Annotated in this window: 18 protein-coding genes and 1 pseudogene; 14 read left to right on the top strand and 5 right to left on the bottom strand. The window is 47.1% G+C overall.

What is annotated here, in order from left to right:
• Positions 1–46 precede the first annotated feature (46 nt).
• The gene (gene mutY / locus HRE53_RS16565) at positions 47–1153 is read left to right on the top strand and encodes an A/G-specific adenine glycosylase (RefSeq protein ID WP_235107243.1); all 1107 of its coding nucleotides are present in this window, start codon (positions 47–49) and stop codon (positions 1151–1153) included.
• A gap of 42 nt (positions 1154–1195) precedes the next feature.
• Positions 1196–1798, top strand: a complete 603-nt coding sequence (recR, locus tag HRE53_RS16560; RefSeq protein WP_212664421.1) for a recombination mediator RecR — start codon at positions 1196–1198, stop codon at positions 1796–1798.
• A gap of 19 nt (positions 1799–1817) precedes the next feature.
• Here recR and HRE53_RS16555 read toward each other — a convergent pair whose 3' ends face one another.
• The gene (locus HRE53_RS16555; protein WP_212664420.1) at positions 1818–2360 is read right to left on the bottom strand and encodes a PleD family two-component system response regulator; all 543 of its coding nucleotides are present in this window, start codon (positions 2358–2360) and stop codon (positions 1818–1820) included.
• A gap of 322 nt (positions 2361–2682) precedes the next feature.
• Between HRE53_RS16555 and HRE53_RS16550 the strand changes: the two genes are divergently transcribed.
• Positions 2683–3624: a serine hydrolase gene (locus HRE53_RS16550; RefSeq protein WP_235107242.1), complete on the top strand. Its 942-nt coding sequence runs from the start codon at positions 2683–2685 to the stop codon at positions 3622–3624.
• On the opposite strand, the gene HRE53_RS16545 is transcribed toward HRE53_RS16550, so the two are convergent.
• Positions 3625–3864, bottom strand: a complete 240-nt coding sequence (locus tag HRE53_RS16545) for a 2Fe-2S iron-sulfur cluster-binding protein (RefSeq protein ID WP_212664418.1) — start codon at positions 3862–3864, stop codon at positions 3625–3627.
• 496 nt (positions 3865–4360) lie between these two features.
• On the opposite strand from HRE53_RS16545, the gene HRE53_RS16540 reads away from it, so the two are divergent.
• The 7 genes and pseudogenes from HRE53_RS16540 to HRE53_RS16510 all read left to right on the top strand — a co-directional run bounded on the left by HRE53_RS16540 (position 4361) and on the right by HRE53_RS16510 (position 13263).
• Complete coding sequence (locus HRE53_RS16540; protein ID WP_235107241.1) at positions 4361–6310, top strand: serine/threonine-protein kinase; 1950 nt, start codon at positions 4361–4363, stop codon at positions 6308–6310.
• A gap of 114 nt (positions 6311–6424) precedes the next feature.
• Complete coding sequence (locus HRE53_RS16535) at positions 6425–7090, top strand: COP23 domain-containing protein (protein WP_235107240.1); 666 nt, start codon at positions 6425–6427, stop codon at positions 7088–7090.
• A gap of 302 nt (positions 7091–7392) precedes the next feature.
• The gene (locus HRE53_RS16530; RefSeq protein WP_235107239.1) at positions 7393–8658 is read left to right on the top strand and encodes a hypothetical protein; all 1266 of its coding nucleotides are present in this window, start codon (positions 7393–7395) and stop codon (positions 8656–8658) included.
• A 59-nt stretch (positions 8659–8717) separates the two neighbouring features.
• Complete coding sequence (locus HRE53_RS16525) at positions 8718–10289, top strand: CHAT domain-containing protein (protein ID WP_235107238.1); 1572 nt, start codon at positions 8718–8720, stop codon at positions 10287–10289.
• A 145-nt stretch (positions 10290–10434) separates the two neighbouring features.
• The gene (locus HRE53_RS16520) at positions 10435–12075 is read left to right on the top strand and encodes an alpha/beta hydrolase (RefSeq protein ID WP_235107237.1); all 1641 of its coding nucleotides are present in this window, start codon (positions 10435–10437) and stop codon (positions 12073–12075) included.
• A gap of 140 nt (positions 12076–12215) precedes the next feature.
• Positions 12216–12608, top strand: a complete 393-nt coding sequence (locus tag HRE53_RS16515; RefSeq protein WP_235107236.1) for a hypothetical protein — start codon at positions 12216–12218, stop codon at positions 12606–12608.
• A gap of 91 nt (positions 12609–12699) precedes the next feature.
• Positions 12700–13263 (top strand): annotated as a pseudogene (locus HRE53_RS16510) (Uma2 family endonuclease).
• A gap of 15 nt (positions 13264–13278) precedes the next feature.
• On the opposite strand, the gene HRE53_RS16505 reads toward HRE53_RS16510, so the two are convergent.
• Both HRE53_RS16505 and HRE53_RS16500 read right to left on the bottom strand, forming a co-directional pair.
• Positions 13279–13533 carry a Txe/YoeB family addiction module toxin gene (locus HRE53_RS16505; RefSeq protein WP_235107235.1) on the bottom strand — a complete coding sequence of 85 codons (255 nt, stop codon included), beginning with the start codon at positions 13531–13533 and terminating at the stop codon, positions 13279–13281.
• On the bottom strand, positions 13533–13781 hold the full coding sequence (locus HRE53_RS16500; protein ID WP_212666126.1) for a type II toxin-antitoxin system Phd/YefM family antitoxin: 249 nt from the start codon (positions 13779–13781) through the stop codon (positions 13533–13535). Before HRE53_RS16500 ends, HRE53_RS16505 begins: the two co-directional genes overlap by 1 nt.
• 196 nt (positions 13782–13977) lie before the next feature.
• Between HRE53_RS16500 and ileS the strand changes: the two genes are divergently transcribed.
• From ileS to HRE53_RS16480, 4 genes are all read left to right on the top strand, one after another.
• Positions 13978–16890, top strand: coding sequence for an isoleucine--tRNA ligase (gene ileS / locus HRE53_RS16495; protein ID WP_315875746.1), 2913 nt, complete (start codon positions 13978–13980; stop codon positions 16888–16890).
• 84 nt (positions 16891–16974) lie between these two features.
• Positions 16975–17232, top strand: coding sequence for a hypothetical protein (locus HRE53_RS16490; protein ID WP_235107234.1), 258 nt, complete (start codon positions 16975–16977; stop codon positions 17230–17232).
• Positions 17229–17657: a type II toxin-antitoxin system VapC family toxin gene (locus HRE53_RS16485; RefSeq protein ID WP_235107233.1), complete on the top strand. Its 429-nt coding sequence runs from the start codon at positions 17229–17231 to the stop codon at positions 17655–17657. Before HRE53_RS16490 ends, HRE53_RS16485 begins: the two co-directional genes overlap by 4 nt.
• Before the next feature lie 580 nt (positions 17658–18237).
• Positions 18238–18753: a hypothetical protein gene (locus tag HRE53_RS16480; RefSeq protein WP_235107232.1), complete on the top strand. Its 516-nt coding sequence runs from the start codon at positions 18238–18240 to the stop codon at positions 18751–18753.
• Positions 18754–18911: 158 nt separating this feature from the next.
• On the opposite strand, the gene HRE53_RS16475 is transcribed toward HRE53_RS16480, so the two are convergent.
• Complete coding sequence (locus HRE53_RS16475) at positions 18912–20303, bottom strand: NAD-dependent malic enzyme (protein ID WP_212664405.1); 1392 nt, start codon at positions 20301–20303, stop codon at positions 18912–18914.
• Positions 20304–20591: the final 288 nt, after the last annotated feature.

The raw sequence follows: 20591 nt of genomic DNA, 5'->3' as shown, positions 1-20591 counted from the left end.
ACATTCCTTTATCCTGATCAAGGAAATCTAGAGTCAATCGGAGTTGATGGCAGAATCGAAACTGAAGCAGTTGCCAGTCGCAAAATTAAGAACTGCCTTGCGATCTTGGTATCAAGAATCAGGGCGAGATCTTCCTTGGAGGCAAACACGCGATCCCTATGCCATATGGGTGTCGGAGATCATGCTCCAGCAAACCCAGGTTAAAACTGTCATTCCTTATTATCAACGTTGGCTAGCCCAATTCCCCACCATTGCCAGCCTAGCAGCCGCTCCCCAACAGGATGTTCTGAAAGTCTGGCAAGGGCTAGGCTACTATGCTCGGGCACGGAACTTACATCAAGCCGCCCAACAAGTCGTAACTGACTGGGATGGAACCTTCCCAGAGCAATTTGACCAAGTGATGAGTTTACCCGGCATCGGTCGAACCACTGCCGGAGGTATTCTTAGCGCTGCCTTTAACCAGCCCACCCCCATTTTGGATGGCAATGTCAAGCGAATCTTAGTCCGGCTGCTTGCCATCAAGGTACCCCCCAAAAAAGTGTTGGCCGATCTGTGGGAAGCCTCCACAGCGCTCCTCGATCCAGAGTATCCTAGGGAATTCAACCAGGCATTTATGGACCTCGGGGCAACCCTATGTACCCCCAAGCAACCCCAGTGCCATCGCTGCCCCTGGATGTCCGATTGCCAAGCCTACCGCCATCAACTGCAAACCACCTTACCCATGACCGAACAGAAAGCCCCAGTGCCCCATAAACAAATTGGCGTTGCCGTGATCTGGAATGACCAAAACCAGGTGCTGATCGATAAACGCCCTCAGAAAGGATTACTGGGTGGCCTATGGGAATTTCCAGGGGGGAAAGTGGAACCCCAAGAATCCGTGGAAGACTGTATTCGCCGCGAGATTAAAGAAGAACTGGGTATTGAAATTGGCGTTGACGATCATTTGATAACAGTGAATCACGCCTACACCCACTTCAAAGTCACCCTCATGGTTCATCATTGCCACCATATCCAAGGTGAACCCCAGACTATTGAATGTGATGAAATTCGTTGGGTCACCTTAGCAGAGCTGGATGAATATCCCTTTCCCAAAGCCAACCAAGAAATCATTGCCGCCTTACGGGCTTCTAAGCAACCGGAAACCAAAGGCTAAAATAATGACCTCAGCTCCATCCCTACCGAGAGGCACCCGACTGTGAGTACGGTTTATACCCGGCCCTTAGCCCGACTGGTTGAGCAACTACAGCGACTCCCTGGCATTGGCCCTAAAAGTGCTCAGCGATTAGCCCTGCATCTGCTGAAACGACCGACTGCCGAAGTCGAAGCCCTCGCCAATGCCTTAATCGAGGCCAAACAACAGGTCGGTTTTTGTTCTGTTTGCTTTCATTTGTCCGCTGACCCCGTTTGCGATATTTGTCGTGCCCCGAGTCGCGATAAGACGGTGATTTGCGTGGTTGCCGATTCCAGAGACGTGATTGCCCTAGAAAAAACGCGGGAATTCAAGGGTCAATATCATGTGCTGGGCGGTTTGATTTCCCCCATGGATGGCATCGGCCCTGATCAGCTCAATGTCCAACCCCTGATCCGCCGGGTTCACCAAGCGAAGACCCAAGAGGTGATTCTGGCCATTAACCCCAGTGTGGAAGGCGAAACTACCACACTATATGTCGGTCAATTGCTCAAACCCTTTACGCGCGTGACGCGCATTGCCTTTGGTCTACCCATGGGGGGTGACTTAGAATATGCAGACGAAGTCACCCTTGCTAGAGCACTAGAAGGGCGACGAGATCTGGATTAAATGATGTCTAGATAAATCCCTAAAGCTTTTGCTTTACGAAGTTCACGAGTTGAGTCAATGCCCGCTTCAAGTTAGCAATCTCAGTTTCCATCGACTCTACTCTCTGGCGTAGTTCAATCACCTCAGTATTGTCAACGGCAGGAGCAGCCTCTGCAGGCTTACTGGCTTCCGTACGGAGTCGAGGTAATCGAGACTTAGTAAAGGCACCTTTAATCGCCTTTTGCAATTGATGCTTCTCAAAAGGCTTTTCAATAAATTCAAAAAATTCGAAGGGTTCTGTCAGCTTATCGGTGACTTCTTCCTTTCGACCTGACATGATGACCAAGGGAATGGACTGCAGATCGTTCTCATTTTGCAGTTCTTGATAGACTTCCCAACCACTAACTCGGGGTAACAGAAAGTCCAACATGATTAAAGTAGGGCGTTCTTGCCGAATCAAGTTTAAGCCTTCTGCACCATCCTTAGCTTCTAAAACCTGAAAGTCACCTTCCGGCAGCATATCCCGGACACGCATACGAATGACCTTGCTGTCATCAATCACTAAGATTTTGTGACCTGCCACGCTTAACTCCTACATCCACTAATGAGTAAGGGCTGAAAAATACCAGTCTAGTTCTAAACAATCTCTTGATAATGCATCAGATTGAACAAGAATCTTGCCTAATAGAATTAGACCCTCTTCTAGAGTTTGCCCTGATTTGACCCTAGAAATGTCACTTCACCTTAAGAAATAATTCAACAATAGAGGAAAAAAGAGAATTTAGGAATCTTATCGCCTTCAATCTAGACATTTTCGCCAGATTTTTTTGGCCTGTTAGGGAGTCGAAAATGGTGTTAGTCTGCTGTTGATAAAGCTTGCCCTTTGCCCAAATTCTTACTGAACCATGCCGTTTTTTCAATCAGATGATCAGCTCCAATCTCAAGGCCAATCCATTGTGGAAGAGGTCTGGACTAAATTTCCTTGGTTAGCTCAAAATCAGCTGGCTATAACTTGGCTTGTGTATGACCCGCCTTTCATCACGAATACAGGGGGCAGCATCAGTCCCCAGGAATTTTGGCAATATCCGGTGCGGGGGTATAGCTATCGCGGGGTGGAATGTATTTATCCAGCCAGTGTGGTCAAACTGTTTTATCTCGTCGCTGCCCATGAATGGTTAGAAACGGGAATGATGCAGCCCTCCCCCGAATTAGAACGGGCGATGCGGGACATGATTGTTGACTCTAGTAACGATGGCACGGGTCTGGTGGTGGATATGCTGACCGGCACCACCAGCGGTCCTGAGTTATCCCCTGAACCCTTTAAGACCTGGCAGTACCAGCGCAATATCGTCAATCGATATTTTCAATCCTTGGGCTGGCCGGAACTGGGCACCATCAATGCCAATCAAAAAACCTGGGGAGATGGCCCCTACGGACGAGAACAGGCATTTGTAAGAGAAACCCGAGCCAATCGCAATAGGTTGACCACAGAAGCCTTAGCCCGTCTGCTGCACAGTATTGTCGGTGGGGTATCGGTATCGGCGGTGCGATCGCAAGCCATGCTAAACCTAATGCTGCGGGATCTCAGCCCAGACGTGCTGGCCGCAGATCCAGAAAATCAAGTGACCGGATTTATCGGCAGCGGCGTTCCTTTAGATACAAAAGTATGGTCCAAAGCTGGCTGGACCAGCACCGTCCGCCATGATGCCGCCTATATTGAATTGCCTAATCGCTCTCCTTATTTATTAGTGGTGTTTACCGAGGGCAAACAGGCAAGCGATAACGAAGAAGTTATTCCCTTTATTTCCGCCAAAGTGGCTGAGGTTATCCCCACCCACTCTTCTTAATCACCAGGTGGGGTCTGAGAATAAATTGATCGTCAGTTGACCATAGCCAGGGGGAACAGAAGAGATACAAGAACACATCTCTCCAATCTCTTCAACATCCACCTCACAAGCGTGACAGGATCCCATTAAGCAACCGGTGGGAATCTCAATTCCAGCGCGCTCAGCAACCGTCAACAATGGCTCACCAATTTCAGCCTCGATGGTGACATCGTCAGGCATAAATTTCACAGAGACAGACAAAGCTAAACCTCACAAGCAAGTTGAGAAGAGGGCGTGTCAATAATCTTAATGAATTTCATCCCCAAGTGGCTAGGAGCCGTGTCTAATCGTTGTTGTCCTTTTTAGATGGGGATTCACTCTTGATATCTGCGTAACGCAGCCCATCACCCCAGATAAATGAGTGTAGTAAAACTCACATTTCTTTAGCTCAATGTCTAGACAATTGATATAAATCACTGTACCTACCCCCAGGGACAGTTAGACTTTCAGACAAGTGGCGATGATCCTAAACAGACGCTTCAATCTGTCTTTTAACCAGTGGGATGCGGGATATCTGGTTCAAGACTGAAAGCCTCTGGGAAAGAGCATGCAGCCCATCAGATCGATCACTTCAGGTCTATCAGAGCAGGATGTGAACGAAATGATCCAGAGTCATACCCATTTAAATACTTGTAATTTTTGGTATTCCTATCGGTCGACTCTCTTAAAATATTGGTTGGAATGAGCGTTTGGGTTGATGGTTGAGATGTCCGGACAAGTCATAGCCTCTCGGTATCATGTGCTAAAAACCTTAGCGCAAGGGTCTTTTGGTACTACTTTTCTAGCCCGAGATACCTATTTAACAGATTATCCAAAGTGCGTAATTAAGCAGCTCCAGCCAGATTCTAATGATCCTAAATTTCTGGAGATTGCCCGCCGACTCTTTGAACAGGAAGCCAGTATTTTAGGCAACTTAGGAAATCATCCTCGGATTCCCAAGCTGTTATCTTATTTTGAGTCCGAACAAGATTTCTTCCTGGTCCAAGAGTTTATTGATGGCATTTCAATTGCCCAAGAATTGAGTGGAGATAAACGGTGGCCAGAAGCCAAGGTTAAAGCCTTCTTGGTCGAATGCTTAGAAATCCTCAAATATGTCCATGATCTAGGGGTTATTCACCGAGATATTAAACCGGATAACTTAATTCGACGGTTATCGGATCAAGCCGTTTTTTTGCTGGACTTTGGGGCCGTCAAACAAATTAACCGCGGTCAAAGTCAGGTGGTCGAGACCACCATTGCCGTCGGCACCCCTGGCTATATGCCAGACGAACAAATTCGAGGCAAACCCCATATCAGTAGCGACATTTACGCTTTAGGCACCATTGGTATTTATGGCCTAACGGGCGTTCGTCCCGTCGAATTTGAGCGCAGTGAAGAAGACGAAATTCTCTGGCAGAATGAGGCCGACGTCAGTCCAGAGATGGCTGACCTTTTGCGCAAGATGGTTCGTCGAGACTATCGCAAGCGCTATCAGTCCGTCACCGAAGTATTAGCAGATCTCGACCAGGTACCTGATGTTGTGGGTAGCATGACCCTGGCAGCCGCCAAAACGGAAGCCATGCCTCTACCCGACCAGTTGGAGGAAGGACACGACCCTGCAGAGCCACCTTCAACGCTTTATCAACCTCAAACCACAGTCACCGCAGACCATAAGACGAACCAGGTCACCAATCAAGCCACCAACATTCAGGCACCACTGGTGCAACCAGAGAAAGGGACAGCCCCCATCTATGAAACCAGTGGAACGAACGCTAAATCCCGCAAACTCCTCCAGGTACTCGTGCCCTCTACGGTTTTAGTCGGGGCAGGCATTGGTGGGTTTCTGTTGTGGGGCCCTAAAACCCTCAGCCAAACGGCGGCTCACCTAGGCCAACTGCATGGGCAAGCCAAATATTCTGAATGTATTGACCTGGGCGAAACAGCCATGACCCAGCAGTCTGAAGCGGTCAACCAATTGCTGAATCCATTGTCGAAGTGCTATCTGGGCCAGGCCAAACAACTGGCTGAGGAAACGAAGTTTGGGGAAGCTGTGCAGCTGATCACGAAGGTGTCGGATCAGAGTACCTATCATTTTCAAGCCACCCAGAAATTAGATGATTGGTCCGCCCGCATCCTGCAGGACGCTCGCCAGAACTATGAAGTCAAGGGAGATTTAAAACTGGCTTTATCGGGGATTGAACAAATTCCCACCACCAGCGTCGTCAAGACAAAGGCCCAGCGAGAATCCAAGCAGTGGCAAGACAAACATAGTGCCAATGAGAAAAAGATCACGGCAGCTAAAAAAGCCTTAAAGGAAGGGCGTGAGGAAGATGCGATCGCAACCGCCAAACAAATCAAAGCTCCAGAATACTGGAAGAAAATCGCCGATCAAATCCAGAAGGATGCCAAAACTGCGATCGCCAATCGGCCAGCCCCTGAAACCGTTTGGCAGCCCCCTGCACAAACGGCCACCCGGTCGGCTCCTCCGGTCTACCAACCCCCCGTTCGGTCAGCCCCGGTTTACCAACCTCCAGTCCGTTCAGCTCCTCCCCCGGTCTATCGCCCCCCTGCCCGATCGGCTCCCCCGCCTGTCTATCAGCCTCCTGCACAGCCTGCCCCCCAGAAAGAAGTGGTGAATATCTGCCCTGGTCCTTTGTGTTCAGAATGAGGTTCTTTGCCTATGTCATCAACAACTTAGCTATCAGGCCTCTTGCTGATTCCTCAGCCAGCCAAAATTTATGCGGGTGATTTATGCCAGTGACAACGACTTCAAGGTATTAAAATGACTTATTTTTCTAGAGTTCTCCTCACATCTTCTCTCCTCTTAACGGCCATTGCCAGCCCCTTAGCAGTCTCTGCCGACCCTGGTTTATCGACACCCGGCATCCCTGCTGTCCCCACGGTCTCAGAAGGAGAAAATGCCACCTCTCCCCAAATCAAACCGGGTATTTCACCAGACCAACCGGTAAAATCCAGAATTCGCTATGAATGTAAAAATGAGGCGGATAAATTATCGACCGTAGCCCACACTGAGCGAGGCATGATTGAGCTCATTGTCTGGGAAAGTAATTTTTTTGGCACAACTTGGACTCCTGCCAAAAGATGTGAAGCAGTAACCCAAAGATTTCAGCAATTCTCTGACCAGCGATTACTGCGATTTGTCTCTACTGGAAGTATGAATAACTACAAAGTTATTTGTATCTCTGAGAAAGCAGGGCAATGCCTAGATCAAGGATTGTTAATTACCCTTGAGCCGAAAGATAAACCCACACGGGTACTGCGCCAACTGTTCAACTATCGAACTAGTATTCGCCGGGGAGGTCCTAAAAAAGAGGTCATTGACTTTGAGCGATTGTTAAACGAGAGAACGCCCATCGCTGAGCCGGAAAGTGCCATTGGCGGGACCACGGAAGACCCTGTCAGCCCTAATACTGGCTTAAACAACTAATCTATAAGCCCCTCATGAATTTACTGGTTTTTTTAGAGACCTCAGCTTTATAGCTATCAGTATTTAAGGCTTTTAGGCCTGAACTATTCATTTTTGATCCAGAGAGTATTTATCCTTTTTACTCTCTGGATTTTTTTATGGCGCATCATCAAGATTCGGTCACTCCATCCATCTTATAGATATTTATATTTTCTGAATTTCAGCTCCCATTCCTTGACAGTATGGTTCAATCTAGGGTGACTAATTTCCTGAGTCTGCACAAGAGGACTGTTATTTATTGCGCTTAATTTGTGGATAAATTTATGCCGTTAAAGCCATTATCTATTTGCCATCTGAGTCTCCTCTCGATTTCTGTTTGTCTCTCTTTTCCTAGCCAGGTGGGAGCAACGGAACTCTCTCTGAAAAATACTTACCCTTTTAGCCAACAGGATTTAGCCCTTCAAGAGAGTCTGATGGGACGGACGCCAGCCCCTCTCGGCGTTGTGCTGGCCCCAGACTCGGCAGCAACCAGCCCTCCGGCACCAACAGGATTGAATTCGCCTCTACCCTCTGTCGCCAACACTACAGCCTCCCAACAGGAAGTCCTGGCTATCACTCAGGGTTCAGATGAGGCTGCGACTAACCGCCTGCCTGAATTCACACCTCCATTGACTGCAGTTACAACGTCTACCCCCAATGAGACACTGCAAGAAAATCCCACTTTCTCTGAGGGTGAGTTCACCTCCAGGCTTCTACCCACAGCTGCAGCAGTTCAACCTTTATTAACCCTCGATCAAATTGCTCAGATTCCAGAAGGACCCAACCCTGAAGATGCAGCGGGTCGTCGGCCCAGTATTCGCACCCAACCCTCTAGCCCTGATGAAGTCCCGTTGGATCTGCGAGAAGAGTTGCTAACGCCCAAGGTGATTTATAGTCCTAGCACCACGATTCTGACGCCTTCTGCCTATGGCAAATCCTGGCGTCAAGCTTCCGTTGGCATTGGCTTTCAACATCGCACTCGGTTTACAAATAGTTCTGATGGAGCGATTGGGGTTGGCTTTGGCTTAGGCGATGCCCGCAAGTATGTGGGTCTGGATGTGGGACTCACCCTAACAGATTTAGATAATTTTGAGCGGGGCATCATTAGCTTCAAACTGCATCGACGGTTACCTGATTTATTTGCCGTCGCAGTCGGCGTCAACGATGCCATTAGCTGGGGACCAGGAGATATCGACGGTCCCAGTCCTTATGGTGTGGTGTCAAAGACATTTATTCTCAAGGAAAATACGAAGGATCTGTTTAGTCGAATGTATGTCTCCGCTGGATTGGGGACAGGACGCTATCGAACGGAGAATAATGTGTTCACGGATGATGATACTCCGGGCATTTTTGGCAGTGTTGCCCTGCGGATTGCTGATCCGGTAAATGCGATCGCAGAATGGTCTGGCCAAGATTTATCCCTAGGCTTTTCTCTTCGGCCCTTTCGTGAAATTCCACTTATTATTACCCCAGCACTCACGGATGTTACTGGCACCGCCGGAGATGGTGTGCGCTTTATTTTTGGCATCGGTTACGCCATCACGTTTTAGAGCAGTCCGTTTATTGACCTGATCGATAGCCAACTTGAATAGAAAAATCTATTGTGACCATGATCAAGATATTTAAAACCCCTTTTCGCCTCATTAATCTAGGGTTGCTGACGGTAGCGATGACCTTGAGCGTTGCTGATCGGAATATGGCCCAAACTCCGCTAGATCCACCGATTACACCAGGCACACCTCCCACCAGTCAATCCGATATCAATATGACAGGCCAATCGGATGGAAATACGGACGTCAACCCGGGGTTTGAGGATCCGCCTGCAGATACTCCTTTTATTGATGGTGTACCCACGGAAATCGCCACGATTGAAACCAGCTTTGCAGGGGTTTATGCCTCTAAGTTTGGTCCGTTCTTTGGCGAGGCAGCTTCTGCCGATGTGATTTCCCAGGAGTTAAAGAAACTCGCTAAAGCCACCGGCACCAATCCAGCATTGCTCTATGTCCTGAAAACGAGAGAGGGACTGCAGCTTGTTTTGGTCACCGCAGACCTTAGTGACCCTGAGTTGAGTCGTATTGATCGAGCTATCCAAGTAGCCTCCAGCCAACCGATCCAACTGGGACAAGCGGCTCCGTCCACAGATGATCTCAATAATCCCAACGTGACGTTTGTAAAAGTACCAGAGGCTACCCTAGGTCAAGTTTCCAAGGTATCTAAAGACTTTCGACAGCAGATCAGTGACCCAGTTGATTTCAAATCCAAAAGCTACTTGGACTCGGCCCAAAAGCTTCATCAATGGATGGTTCAGCCACTAGTCGCAGAGCTAGAAAAGAAAAAGATCGATACCATCATCTTTTCCATGGATACGGGGTTGCGATCGCTCCCCTTAGCCGCCCTCCACGACGGTCAACAGTTTCTGGTGGAACAGTACAACCTGGCATTGATTCCCAGTTTTAGCCTGACGGATACCCGCTTTTCTCCTATTCAAGGCAAGCAGGTTTTGGGCATGGGAATTACCAAAGAAGTCGAGGGCCAATCGCCATTACCCTCTGTTGCAGTGGAGATTCCAGCCCTCACTGAAAATATTTGGCAAGGATCGGCCTATTTAGACCCCGATGTCACCCTCGCCAATCTCCAGAAATTTACCCAACAGCAACAGTTCGACATTATCCACTTGGCGACCCATGCCGAGTTTAATCCTGGCAAGATCGATAAGTCTTTTATCCAGCTTTGGGATGGCAAACTGACCCTCAAGGATTTACGAGAGGTGGCCACCCAATCTAAATGGAGTGATACCCCCACCGTAGAGCTATTGGTGTTAAGTGCTTGTCAAACCGCCCTAGGCAATACAGATGCGGAACTGGGATTCACCGGATTAGCGATTCAATCCGGCGTAAAGTCGGCCCTGGGTAGTCTCTGGTTTGTCAGCGATGAAGGCACGCTGGGCTTAATGACAGGGTTTTATCAAAACTTGAAAACGGCTCCCATTAAGTCGGCAGCATTGCGGCAGGCCCAAATGGCTATGCTCAATGGTCAAGTTCGATTGACCGATGATGCTCAACTCGTCTTAGCAGATGGCTCTCAAATTGCCCTGCCTGCTATTTTTGCTGAACGCGGCGAAGTGGACTTTACCCATCCCTACTACTGGTCTTCGTTCACCATGGTGGGCAACTGGAATTAATCTGACCAAACAACCCATTACCCCAGCAGCCTGAATCATTTCCTCTATAGTTTTTCACCAGAATTGAGAGGAAGAGAACAGCTATGGCCAAATTTGCTATGCTCTTGAACGGATTGAGGAACGGTTTAAAGGGTAAGCATCTCATATGTTCAAGAGAGTCGTAAAACTAGGCGTATTGGTTAGCTCAGCATTTTGGTTGTCTATCAGTTGTCAGACTAAACCAGCCAGGAGTGCAGAGCGAATTTTTGCCTCGTTTCTCTCCTTTGAGCAATCCGTCTCAGTCAAATCCTTGGAGACCTTTGCCGAAACGGGGCGAATCACAGGTGATTTTATTCCCTATGCTCGCTATATCAGCCCTGAGCAGCGCCCATTTCTCCAAAATGCCCTACAACAAAAGCTAGCCATCTCTCCAGTCGCCCTATCCCAATTTCTCTATTCAGATATTGGCGAGTTGATGGTCCAACGGGTTGCCCGAGTCATTCGACCCAAATCTAATCACGGTGGATTCTATGCTCTGAGAGGCGCATTGATCGTGGCAGCGGCGGATCCAGAAGGTCTCACAGTTTTGAATTTTCTCAAGCACTATCCCATCCAAGGGCTGAAGATTGACCTCAGTGAAGGATTAGCTGTCTTCTCTCAAATCCGGGGACTCATTCGGCAAACAAACACATTAATTCAGGTGTTGGAGAACCAGTCCCCTGCTAGCCCCATAGCCAGTTCCACAGGGTCTGCCTTGACTCAGCAAGGGCAATATTCTTGGCAAAAAACGACCCTCACCCTATCCGATCAAAGTGCCACACGGCAAGGGCTAACGGGGCAATCCCGGCAGTTCCCCGTTGATATCTATCTACCTCAAACGGCCGCTCCCAAGCCTATTGTTGTGATTTCTCATGGCCTCAATTCCAATCGCAACTCTTATGCATATTTAGCAGAACATCTTGCCTCTCATGGATTTGTGGTGGTCATGCCTGAACATATAGGCAGCAATACCAATCAGCTCCAGGCATTGATGTTAGGACGAGTGAAAGACGTAACCCAGCCCATCGAGTTTCTGGATCGTCCACTGGATGTGCGGTTTATCTTGGATGAATTGGAACGATTAGCAACCGCCGATCCAATGTTTCAGGGGCAGCTAAATCTGGAGCAAGTAGGGGTCATTGGCCAATCTTTTGGGGGATATACCGCCCTAGCCGTAGCGGGCGCAACGATCAACTTTGGGCAACTTCAGCAAGATTGTGGATCGCGGCTTAAAGACACCATCAATATCTCCTTAATTCTTCAGTGCCAAGCGTTAAAGTTGCCTCAACAACGCTATGAGCTGGCAGATCCCCGAGTTAAAGGGGTCATCGCCATCAACCCAGTCGATAGTAGTGTGCTGGGCGAGACCCTCAGCCAAATTCAAACCCCGGTGATGTTGGTATCAGGCAGTGCGGACAAAGTGTCTCCATCGCTCCTTGAACAAGCCACACCCTTTACTTGGCTCACCACAGCAGATAAATATTTTGTTTTGATGCAGGGGGGAACGCATTTTTCCACGATCGCAGTCGATCCATCCAGTGAGTCTGAAGCACAGCCTGAGTCCCAAAAACTGTCAGGACCATCTCCTGATGCGGCTAAATCATACCTATCCGTATTGAGCCTGGCCTTTATGAAACAGCATATTGCAGAAGAGATGGAATATCAGTCTTATTTGTCTCCTGAGTTTGTGGCGACTTTGAGACAAGGTAAACTCAAGCTCAACTTAACCCAGACTCTCTCTACCCATGAGATCTTAAACCCCAGGTAATCGAGCATTGCCAAAATCCAAGTCTTGAGAGAAAGGTCAGATCTACAAGACTATAGTTGAGATCTAGTTGATAACACCTGCAGGCTTGTTGATGTTCTCTGCTGTATTGGCTAGAAAGGTTATGGAAAGAACCTCAAGTCATGAAAGAGAAACATCCCGTCGAAATTCTTGAAGACTTTTTGTGGAAGATGCTTCCAGGGAACTATCAGCCATACGGATATACATTTGACTGGAAAGTTTCAAAACTGTTCTTTGATGATGATTTTTCAAATTTAGAAAATATTGAAGCTGATTTTCAACATGAATATGAGGTGGTGGTTGCCAAAATTCAAGAGGTTTGGGGCCCCGCTGACTTTCAGGGGAACGCCAACACTGGCTCTCCAGATTGGTATTGGAACAGCATTATCGAAATGAGTTGCTGGGACAAAGAAGAAGGAATAGCTTATGTTGCTTATCATAGAGATGATAAAGAACTACCCTATGAAATAACGCTGGGAACAATATTCGAAGAGGCACTTGAAGAGGAATGGTGAGTGCTGGGGTTGCTGAGTTGGAACGATTCGTTCCGCGCGGTGAATTTATTTTGCAGTCAACTGATGTATTTCTCGTTGAGCTAACGATCAGATGGTACAAACTCCTGTTCAACGATTGACGTTAGAAAAGTTTCTAGCATTACCGGAGACAAAACCTGCTAGCGAGTATATAGACGGGCAAATTATTCAAAAACCGCTACCACAAGGAAAGCACCGCTCGATCCAGACAGAATTATCGACTGCGATCAATGCTCGGTTAAGACCTCAAAAAATTGCCAGGGCCTTCTCAGAATTACGCTGTACTTTTGGTGATCGATCCACTATTCCAGATATTTCCGTCTTCAGTTGGGGCAGAATTGTGCGTGATCATCATGGAGAGATTGCTAATATTTTTCAGCTGGCACCTAATTAGGCCATTGAAATTCTGTCTCCCGATCAGAGTCATACTAAGGTGACTAAAAATATCCTACATTGCCTCGATCAGGGGGCTAAGATGAGTTGGCTAATTGATCCAAGTGAAAAAGCAATCTTGGTTTATCGGCCACAGCAACAGACTTTAGTGTTTGACCTACCAACGCAGCAACTTCCTGTCCCGCTATTTGCAAACACTTTACAACTGACCACTGAAGAAATTTTCAATTGGCTACTGGAGTAGTCATGCACTACAGAATCATTCATAGTGACTCCACATGCGCAAAATCTTGATCACTTTTTGCTCATCAAAGATTTGGTAAACGAGTCGGTGCTGGATGTTGATCCTTCGGGAATAATACCCCTGCATATCACCCACTAACTTTTCGTAGGGCAGAGTATAAGGATCACTCTGTAATACTGCTATCAGTTTTTGAACTTTTGGCTTGAGATCAGATGCTGAGACTTTTTTCGCATCTTTAGCAGCTTGCTTGGAAAGAACAACAGTCCACATTACCAATCCAGATTTTCAACGGCAATACATTCTTCCACAGGTTCTGCGGCTGCCGTCCGAATGGAGTCAGTCATCCCCGGAATACTGCTTAAATAAATTGTTTCCTGGATAGCATCCCAATCTTCTTTAGAAATCAAGATCGCATCGTTGCGTTTACCAGAGATCACGATGGGTTTGTGATGTTCAGCGATCTCATCAATCAGGTGATATAAATTATCTCTGGCTTCTCGAACGGTCAACAAATCCATGAGCTTCCCTGATTGGTACCATTTTCGGTACCAATCTAACATGTGTGTCTTGAGGATTTCAGGTTTCTGGCGGAAAGCTGGAAGCACAGTTTAGATCTCGTGACTCATATACAGGTCATCGTTGCCCATATACAGGTTACTCGTTGATAATGTCTGAATGACTTGTTGATGTTCTCTGCTGTGTTGGCTAGAAATTGTGACAGAACCCGGACGCTATAAAAAGACCGTAAATCTTCCCAAGACCAAGTTCGATATGCGCGCCAATGCGGTAAAGCGCGAACCTGAGCTACAAAAGTTTTGGGCAGACCAAAATATTTACGAAGACCTGTCCCAGAATAATCCGGGCGAGGTGTTTGTGCTCCATGATGGACCTCCCTATGCCAACGGGGATTTGCATATTGGTCACGCTCTCAACAAAATTCTTAAAGACACCATCAACAAGTTTCAACTTTTGCAGGGGCGCAAAGTTCGTTATGTACCGGGTTGGGACTGCCACGGCTTACCGATTGAGCTGAAGGTGCTGCAAAATATCCAGCCCGAAAATCGGGCCAAGCTAACGCCGCTAAAACTACGGTGGAAGGCTCGTGACTTTGCCCTAAAGACCGTTGAGAAGCAAAGCAAGAGCTTTCAGCGTTATGGCATCTGGGGGAATTGGGAGAATCCTTACCTCACCCTGAAACCCGAATATGAGGCGGCTCAGATTGGTGTCTTTGGCAAAATGGCCCTCAAAGGATATATCTATCGAGGCTTTAAGCCTGTTTACTGGAGTCCTAGTTCCCAAACGGCTCTAGCAGAAGCAGAACTGGAATATCCTGAAGGCCATACCTCCCGCAGTATCTATGTCACCTTTGATGTGAAGTCACTGTCGGAAACGGCACAGCCACTGTTAGCTGAGTATTTGCCGACACTGAAAGTGGCTATCTGGACTACGACGCCTTGGACTATTCCTGGTAATTTGGCCGTGAGTCTAAATCCCGATCTCACCTATGCCGTGGTGAAGTCTGGGGACGATTATCTGATCGTGGCGGAAGACTTGATCGAGCAGTTGACGGAGACTTTGGAGTCTTCATTTAAGGTCATCACAACTCTACCGGGTAAAGCCTTAGAGCATTCGACTTACCAGCATCCCCTGTTTGAACGCCAGGGACCGTTGGTATTAGGAGATTACGTAACGACGGAGTCGGGGACGGGTTTGGTGCATACCGCACCAGGGCATGGACAAGAAGACTATCAGGTTGGTCAGCAATATGGCCTAGATTTGTTGTCGCCTGTGGATGGCGAGGGCATTTTTACCAAGGATGCAGGTCCATTTGCCGGGTTGAATGTCTTGAATGGCGGCAATGAGGCCGTAATTGAGGCGTTGCAGTCAGCGGGTGCTTTGTTAAAAGAAGAAAGCTATGCCCACAAATATCCTTATGATTGGCGGACTAAAAAGCCGGTAATTTTGCGAGCGACGGAGCAGTGGTTTGCATCGGTTGATGGGTTTAGAGAAGCAGTACTAGATGCGATCGCAACCGTTAATTGGATTCCCGCTCAAGGCCAAAACCGCATCACCTCAATGGTGTCAGAGCGATCGGACTGGTGTATCTCCCGCCAGCGCAATTGGGGTGTGCCTATTCCCGTGTTTTACAACGACGCCACGGGAGAGCCTCTCCTGAATGAAGCCACCGTCAATCATATCCAAGCAATTGTGGCGGAGAAGGGCTCCGATGCTTGGTGGGAACTCGACAACGATGAACTTTTGCCCGAACCCTATCGCAGCGATGGCAATACCTACCGCAAAGGCACGGACACCATGGATGTCTGGTTCGATTCTGGTTCGTCCTGGGCGGCGGTCTGCGATCAGCGTGAATCGTTGAAATATCCAGCTGAGATGTATTTAGAAGGATCAGACCAACATCGGGGGTGGTTCCAGTCCAGCATTCTCACCAGCGTGGCCACTAACGGTCATGCTCCCTACAAAACCGTCTTGACCCACGGCTTTGTTCTAGATGAACAGGGTCGCAAGATGAGTAAGTCCATCGGCAATGTCGTAGACCCTGCCATCGTCATTTCTGGGGGTAAAAACCAGAAGCAAGATCCGCCCTATGGTGCTGATGTATTGCGCCTTTGGGTCTCGTCTGTAGACTATGCCTCGGATGTGCCCTTGGGCAAAAACATCCTCAAACAAATGGCGGATGTCTATCGCAAGATCCGCAATACATCTCGATTCTTGCTGGGTAACCTCCATGACTTTAATCCGGCTCAGGATGCGGTGGCTTATAAAGATCTGCCCCAGCTTGATCGCTATATGCTGCATCGAATCACAGAAGTATTTACTGACGTGACAGAAGCTTTTGAGAGCTTTCAGTTCTTCCGATTCTTCCAGACAGTCCAAAATTTCTGTGTGGTGGATCTGTCCAACTTTTACCTAGACACAGCCAAGGATCGTCTCTATATCAGTGAGCCTGATGCTCTGCGACGAAGAAGTTGTCAGACGGTGTTGGTGATTGCCCTAGAGAACCTAGCCCGCGCCATTGCCCCAGTGCTGTCCCATATGGCAGAAGATATCTGGCAATCCTTGCCCTATGCAACATCCCACTCTTCAGTCTTTGCAGCGGGATGGATGCAGCTAGAGGATCAGTGGCATAATCCTGACCTCGCAAGTCAATGGGTAACTCTGCGAGATATTCGCCAAGAGGTGAATAAGGTGATGGAGAAGGCTCGTGTGGAAAAAGAGATTGGGTCTTCTTTGGAATCGAAGGTATTGCTGTATGTGAGCGATACGGACTTGCGTCAGCAGCTAGAAACAATGAATCCTTCTACTGGCAAGGGTTCTAACGACGTGGATGAGTTAAGATACCTATTTTTAGCTTCCCAGGTGGAATTGCTGGATACACCTAAAAGTTTAGGTGAGTTAAAGTACCAGTTTCAGTCTGAAACCCTGGGTGTGGGAGTGGTGAAGGCAGATGGTGAGAAATGCGATCGCTGTTGGAATTACTCGACTTATGTCGGTCAGTCTGAAAAACATCCTTTGCTGTGCAATCGCTGCGACTCCATTATTGAGAACTTAATTGCACAAGGCCAAGTCAGCCAAACTGAAGAGGGTGTCTATCAATCAGTGTCATAGTAGGGGGCGCTCATTAGCCAATACTGTAGGTGAATTATGTAACAAGTAACATAGACTTAGCCCTACCTATGTAGTTTCTTGATCATGACTCCAAAAGAGCGACTTATTTGTGAAATTGAGAAATCTCCTGATTCAGTTATTGAAGAAATGTTGGATTTTCTACTCCTGGCAAGGATGAAACACCACCGCCAACAGGAGCAAGCACAGCCGTTTGCAAATTTCATCGAAGAGCTGGTCGCAGATATTCCTCCTCAAGTACTGGATACACTACCGGCTGATGGTGCGGCTGAGCATGATCACTACATCTATGGCACGCCAAAGAAATCATCCCCTAAAGCATGACGCCAATCTTTGCAGATACCTTTTATTGGCTAGCTTTACTCAACCCTTCGGATGATTGGCATCAATCGGCTCTAGACTATGCCCGGCGAAATCTCAATAGTGATCTGGTAGTCTCGGACGGCGTCTTGGATGAAGTACTCAACTACGCTTCTACCAGAGGCACCTTCATGCGCCAAAAGGCTTTAACTCTATGCTCCAAAATTATCAGAGAGCCTACAATCACTGTGGTTGCCTATACACCTGAGCTACGAGAAGTAGGCTTTTCACTTTATGCTCAACGATCAGATAAAGCCTATAGTTTGACTGACTGCATTTCTATGGTTGTTATGAAACAGATGGATATCAGCACAGTTTTGACTCACGACAAGCACTTTACCCAAGAAGGATTTGTGATTTTGTTTCAGGAGCAAGACAAGATTTCTTAGAAAGATCGTGCTGTATGAAAGTGATACGAATTTTCAACGGCAATGAATCTATCTGTAAGGGGTCTAATGATGTGGATGAGTTACGATACCCATTTTTGGCTCAAAACCCACATCAATGAGTTGGGAATCTGGTCATTGTCGTGAACTGATACCAAGCTGTGCCTGAAGGTGTAACTCTCCAACTTGTGAAACCCAATACTAAGTTGGCTTAGGAAATAATCAAAATTACACTCTTAGGTGCTAATTGGTATGACTGTGGCTAAAGCCTTGATCACAGAGCTGCCAAAGCTCAGATTGTCTAAATTGCTTATGGCAGTCTGAGCTTTGGCGTCATATCCCTGAATTTCCTTTGCAAAAAAACTTGCTCTTTGTAGTTCCACAACAGCATGATGGAGCTAGGAAACCGATACAAAATATTAGATCCTTGATGTCAGCAAGATTTTTTATCTTTTTTAAAAATGTTGTCTTCAGATAAAAAAATATCTTTCATTTTTTACTATCACTTTATTTCTTGCCAATACTGTTCTTATTCTCGCTGGTATTTGCAAGTCTAAAATTTGATATTCCAATCACAACCTTTATGCGTGATCCGGCAGTCATTGGCAATATTAACCCACTTGCGGGTATCGCTTCACATCTTGGGGTCCTTGTATTAACTGCATCTGGCGCAATCTGCATGTTTAGCTGGGCTATCCTGCAGTCAACTCGAAGTACCAAGAAATTTTCCATTTTTTTACTATGTTTAGGTATTTTTAGCCTAGTTCTTGGGCTAGATGACTTATTTATGCTGCATGAGTCAGTTTATCCAAGAATTTTCAATATTAAAGAAGAATTTACTCTCCTAATTTACTGCATGTTGGTGGTAAGTGGAGGCGTAAAATTTTGGAGAACTATCTTAAAAACGGACTATTTTATTTTGCTGGTTGCACTTGTTTTTTTTGCACTATCACTTTTTGTTGATGCATTTTCAGCCTCGATTGAGGAAGTCACCGGACAATGGCGCATCCTTTTTGAAGATGGATTCAAATTGCTGGGCATTATTGGATGGTTCGGCTATTCTTTGAGATGTTCTATGCAAGCACTGAGAAAAACATAGACTATTCCTCAACAACAAAACCCAATGTTCTAGCCCCGTCCGTCTCAAGAGTGGAAACTGGCTGAGGCATGATCACTCTATTGAAGTTAAATCTAGCAACACCTCTGGCGTAGAGGGTAGGCATTTGCAGTTGACTCCCCTCGCTCTGGGACAAAAATCTAGCAATGGCTAATCCCTTCTTGGCGAGCTGCTTGTTCTACTGCCGAAGCAACCGCTGTTGCAACCCGCTCATCAAACACAGACGGAATAATGTGATCGTGGTGGAGTTCATCACTGCCAACTAAAGCTGCGATCGCATAAGCAGCTTGTAGGTGCATTGTCGTTGTAATAGCGGCAGCGCGGCAGTTCAGGGCACCTCGAAAAATACCGGGAAACGCCAATACGTTATTAATTTGATTCGGATAATCACTGCGTCCCGTAGCAATCACAGCGACATCACCTTGGATTAACTCAGGTTGAATTTCAGGAATGGGATTAGCCATCGCAAACACAATTCGATCTGAAGCCATCGTTTTGACCATTTCTGGCGTTAGAACACCTGGCGCACTCACCCCAAGAAACACATCCGCCCCTTTGAGGGCATCGGCTAAGGTTCCTGGCTGTTCTACCGCAAAGGACTTCTTGGTTTCATTTAGGTCCGTGCGATCTTGACTGATAATGCCGTTGCGATCGCACAGTCGAATCGTTTTCACACCTGCTTTTTGCAATAACTTAGCAATGGCCACACCTGCAGCTCCAGCTCCATTGATGACAATGGAAATATCCTCAAAGGTTTTATCCACTAACTTCAGAGCATTGATGAGCGCTGCCAACACCACAATCGCAGTTCCATGCTGATCGTCATGAAAGACCGGAATATCTAGTTCTCGGCGCAGCCGTTCTTCCACTTCAAAGCAACGAGGTGCACTAATATCTTCTAGGTTGACCCCACCAAAGACCGGGGCCATTCGCTTCACCGTCTCCACAATCTCATCCACATCCTGAGTAGCTAGACACACAGGAAAAGCATTAATCTTGCCAAATTCCTGAAACAGCAGAGCCTTCCCTTCCATTACGGGTAAAGCGGCTTCGGGGCCAATATTTCCTAATCCCAACACTGCACTACCATCGGTAACGACAGCCACGGTATTGCTTTTGATGGTATAGCGATACACCTGATCTTTCTCTTGGGCAATGGCCGTACAAATCCTTCCTACGCCAGGGGTATAGGCCATGGATAAATCATCCTGGCTATGAAGAGGGAGCTTACTTTGAACGGTGATTTTTCCGCCCCGGTGGCAATCAAAGGTGCGATCAGAAACATCCAGCAAGGTAATGTGCGGCAGTGCTTTTAAAGCATCCACAATAGTATCCGCATGTTCCGTACTGGAGGCATTGACAGTAATTTCGCGAGTCAGCGAGGTATGAGTGCGTTCCAAAAGGTCAATATGTCCCAGACTTCCCCCAGCAGACCCAATGGCTTGTAATACCTGGGCCAGCATCCCCGTCTGATTAGGTAACTTCAAACGAATGGTCAGGCTAAAGCTAGAGTTAGGTGTCAGTTGAACCATATTGATTGCTACCGTACGTCAAAATTATTGCAAGCTACAGCTCCCAATTGTAATGGCATATAGCAAACTCGATGGTGTTCTCCTCTTCTGCATAGAAGGGAATGGATCACCATCAAAGCAATAGCACAGCATCTGTATGAAACCCCATTTCTTTTTTTCTTCTGATAACAACAATAATTGAGGGATTCAAGGAGTAACCTTTCTAATTTCAGATCATCTTTCTGAAGCGCTAATAGATGTAAATGAATATCAAGATTTACCAATCAGAAAGCATTAACTATCTAAATT

This window comes from Acaryochloris sp. 'Moss Beach', assembly GCF_021497025.1.
GTDB lineage: Bacteria > Cyanobacteriota > Cyanobacteriia > Thermosynechococcales > Thermosynechococcaceae > Acaryochloris > Acaryochloris marina_A.
The sequence above is the reverse complement of the archived record's forward strand: the minus strand, read 5'-3'. Positions and strand labels throughout refer to the sequence as shown.

What these genes read in the sequence shown, in the direction of transcription:
- HRE53_RS16485 (WP_235107233.1), top strand. Translation starts at nt 17,229, where the DNA reads ATGACGCCAATCTTTGCAGATACCTTTTATTGGCTAGCTTTACTCAAC.
- HRE53_RS16475 (WP_212664405.1), bottom strand. Translation starts at nt 20,303, where the DNA reads ATGGTTCAACTGACACCTAACTCTAGCTTTAGCCTGACCATTCGTTTG.
- HRE53_RS16535 (WP_235107240.1), top strand. Translation starts at nt 6,425, where the DNA reads ATGACTTATTTTTCTAGAGTTCTCCTCACATCTTCTCTCCTCTTAACG.
- HRE53_RS16530 (WP_235107239.1), top strand. Translation starts at nt 7,393, where the DNA reads ATGCCGTTAAAGCCATTATCTATTTGCCATCTGAGTCTCCTCTCGATT.
- HRE53_RS16525 (WP_235107238.1), top strand. Translation starts at nt 8,718, where the DNA reads ATGATCAAGATATTTAAAACCCCTTTTCGCCTCATTAATCTAGGGTTG.
- HRE53_RS16505 (WP_235107235.1), bottom strand. Translation starts at nt 13,533, where the DNA reads ATGTGGACTGTTGTTCTTTCCAAGCAAGCTGCTAAAGATGCGAAAAAA.
- mutY (WP_235107243.1), top strand. Translation starts at nt 47, where the DNA reads ATGGCAGAATCGAAACTGAAGCAGTTGCCAGTCGCAAAATTAAGAACT.
- HRE53_RS16480 (WP_235107232.1), top strand. Translation starts at nt 18,238, where the DNA reads ATGCGTGATCCGGCAGTCATTGGCAATATTAACCCACTTGCGGGTATC.
- HRE53_RS16550 (WP_235107242.1), top strand. Translation starts at nt 2,683, where the DNA reads ATGCCGTTTTTTCAATCAGATGATCAGCTCCAATCTCAAGGCCAATCC.
- HRE53_RS16540 (WP_235107241.1), top strand. Translation starts at nt 4,361, where the DNA reads ATGGTTGAGATGTCCGGACAAGTCATAGCCTCTCGGTATCATGTGCTA.
- HRE53_RS16500 (WP_212666126.1), bottom strand. Translation starts at nt 13,781, where the DNA reads ATGGATTTGTTGACCGTTCGAGAAGCCAGAGATAATTTATATCACCTG.
- HRE53_RS16515 (WP_235107236.1), top strand. Translation starts at nt 12,216, where the DNA reads ATGAAAGAGAAACATCCCGTCGAAATTCTTGAAGACTTTTTGTGGAAG.
- HRE53_RS16490 (WP_235107234.1), top strand. Translation starts at nt 16,975, where the DNA reads ATGACTCCAAAAGAGCGACTTATTTGTGAAATTGAGAAATCTCCTGAT.
- HRE53_RS16520 (WP_235107237.1), top strand. Translation starts at nt 10,435, where the DNA reads ATGTTCAAGAGAGTCGTAAAACTAGGCGTATTGGTTAGCTCAGCATTT.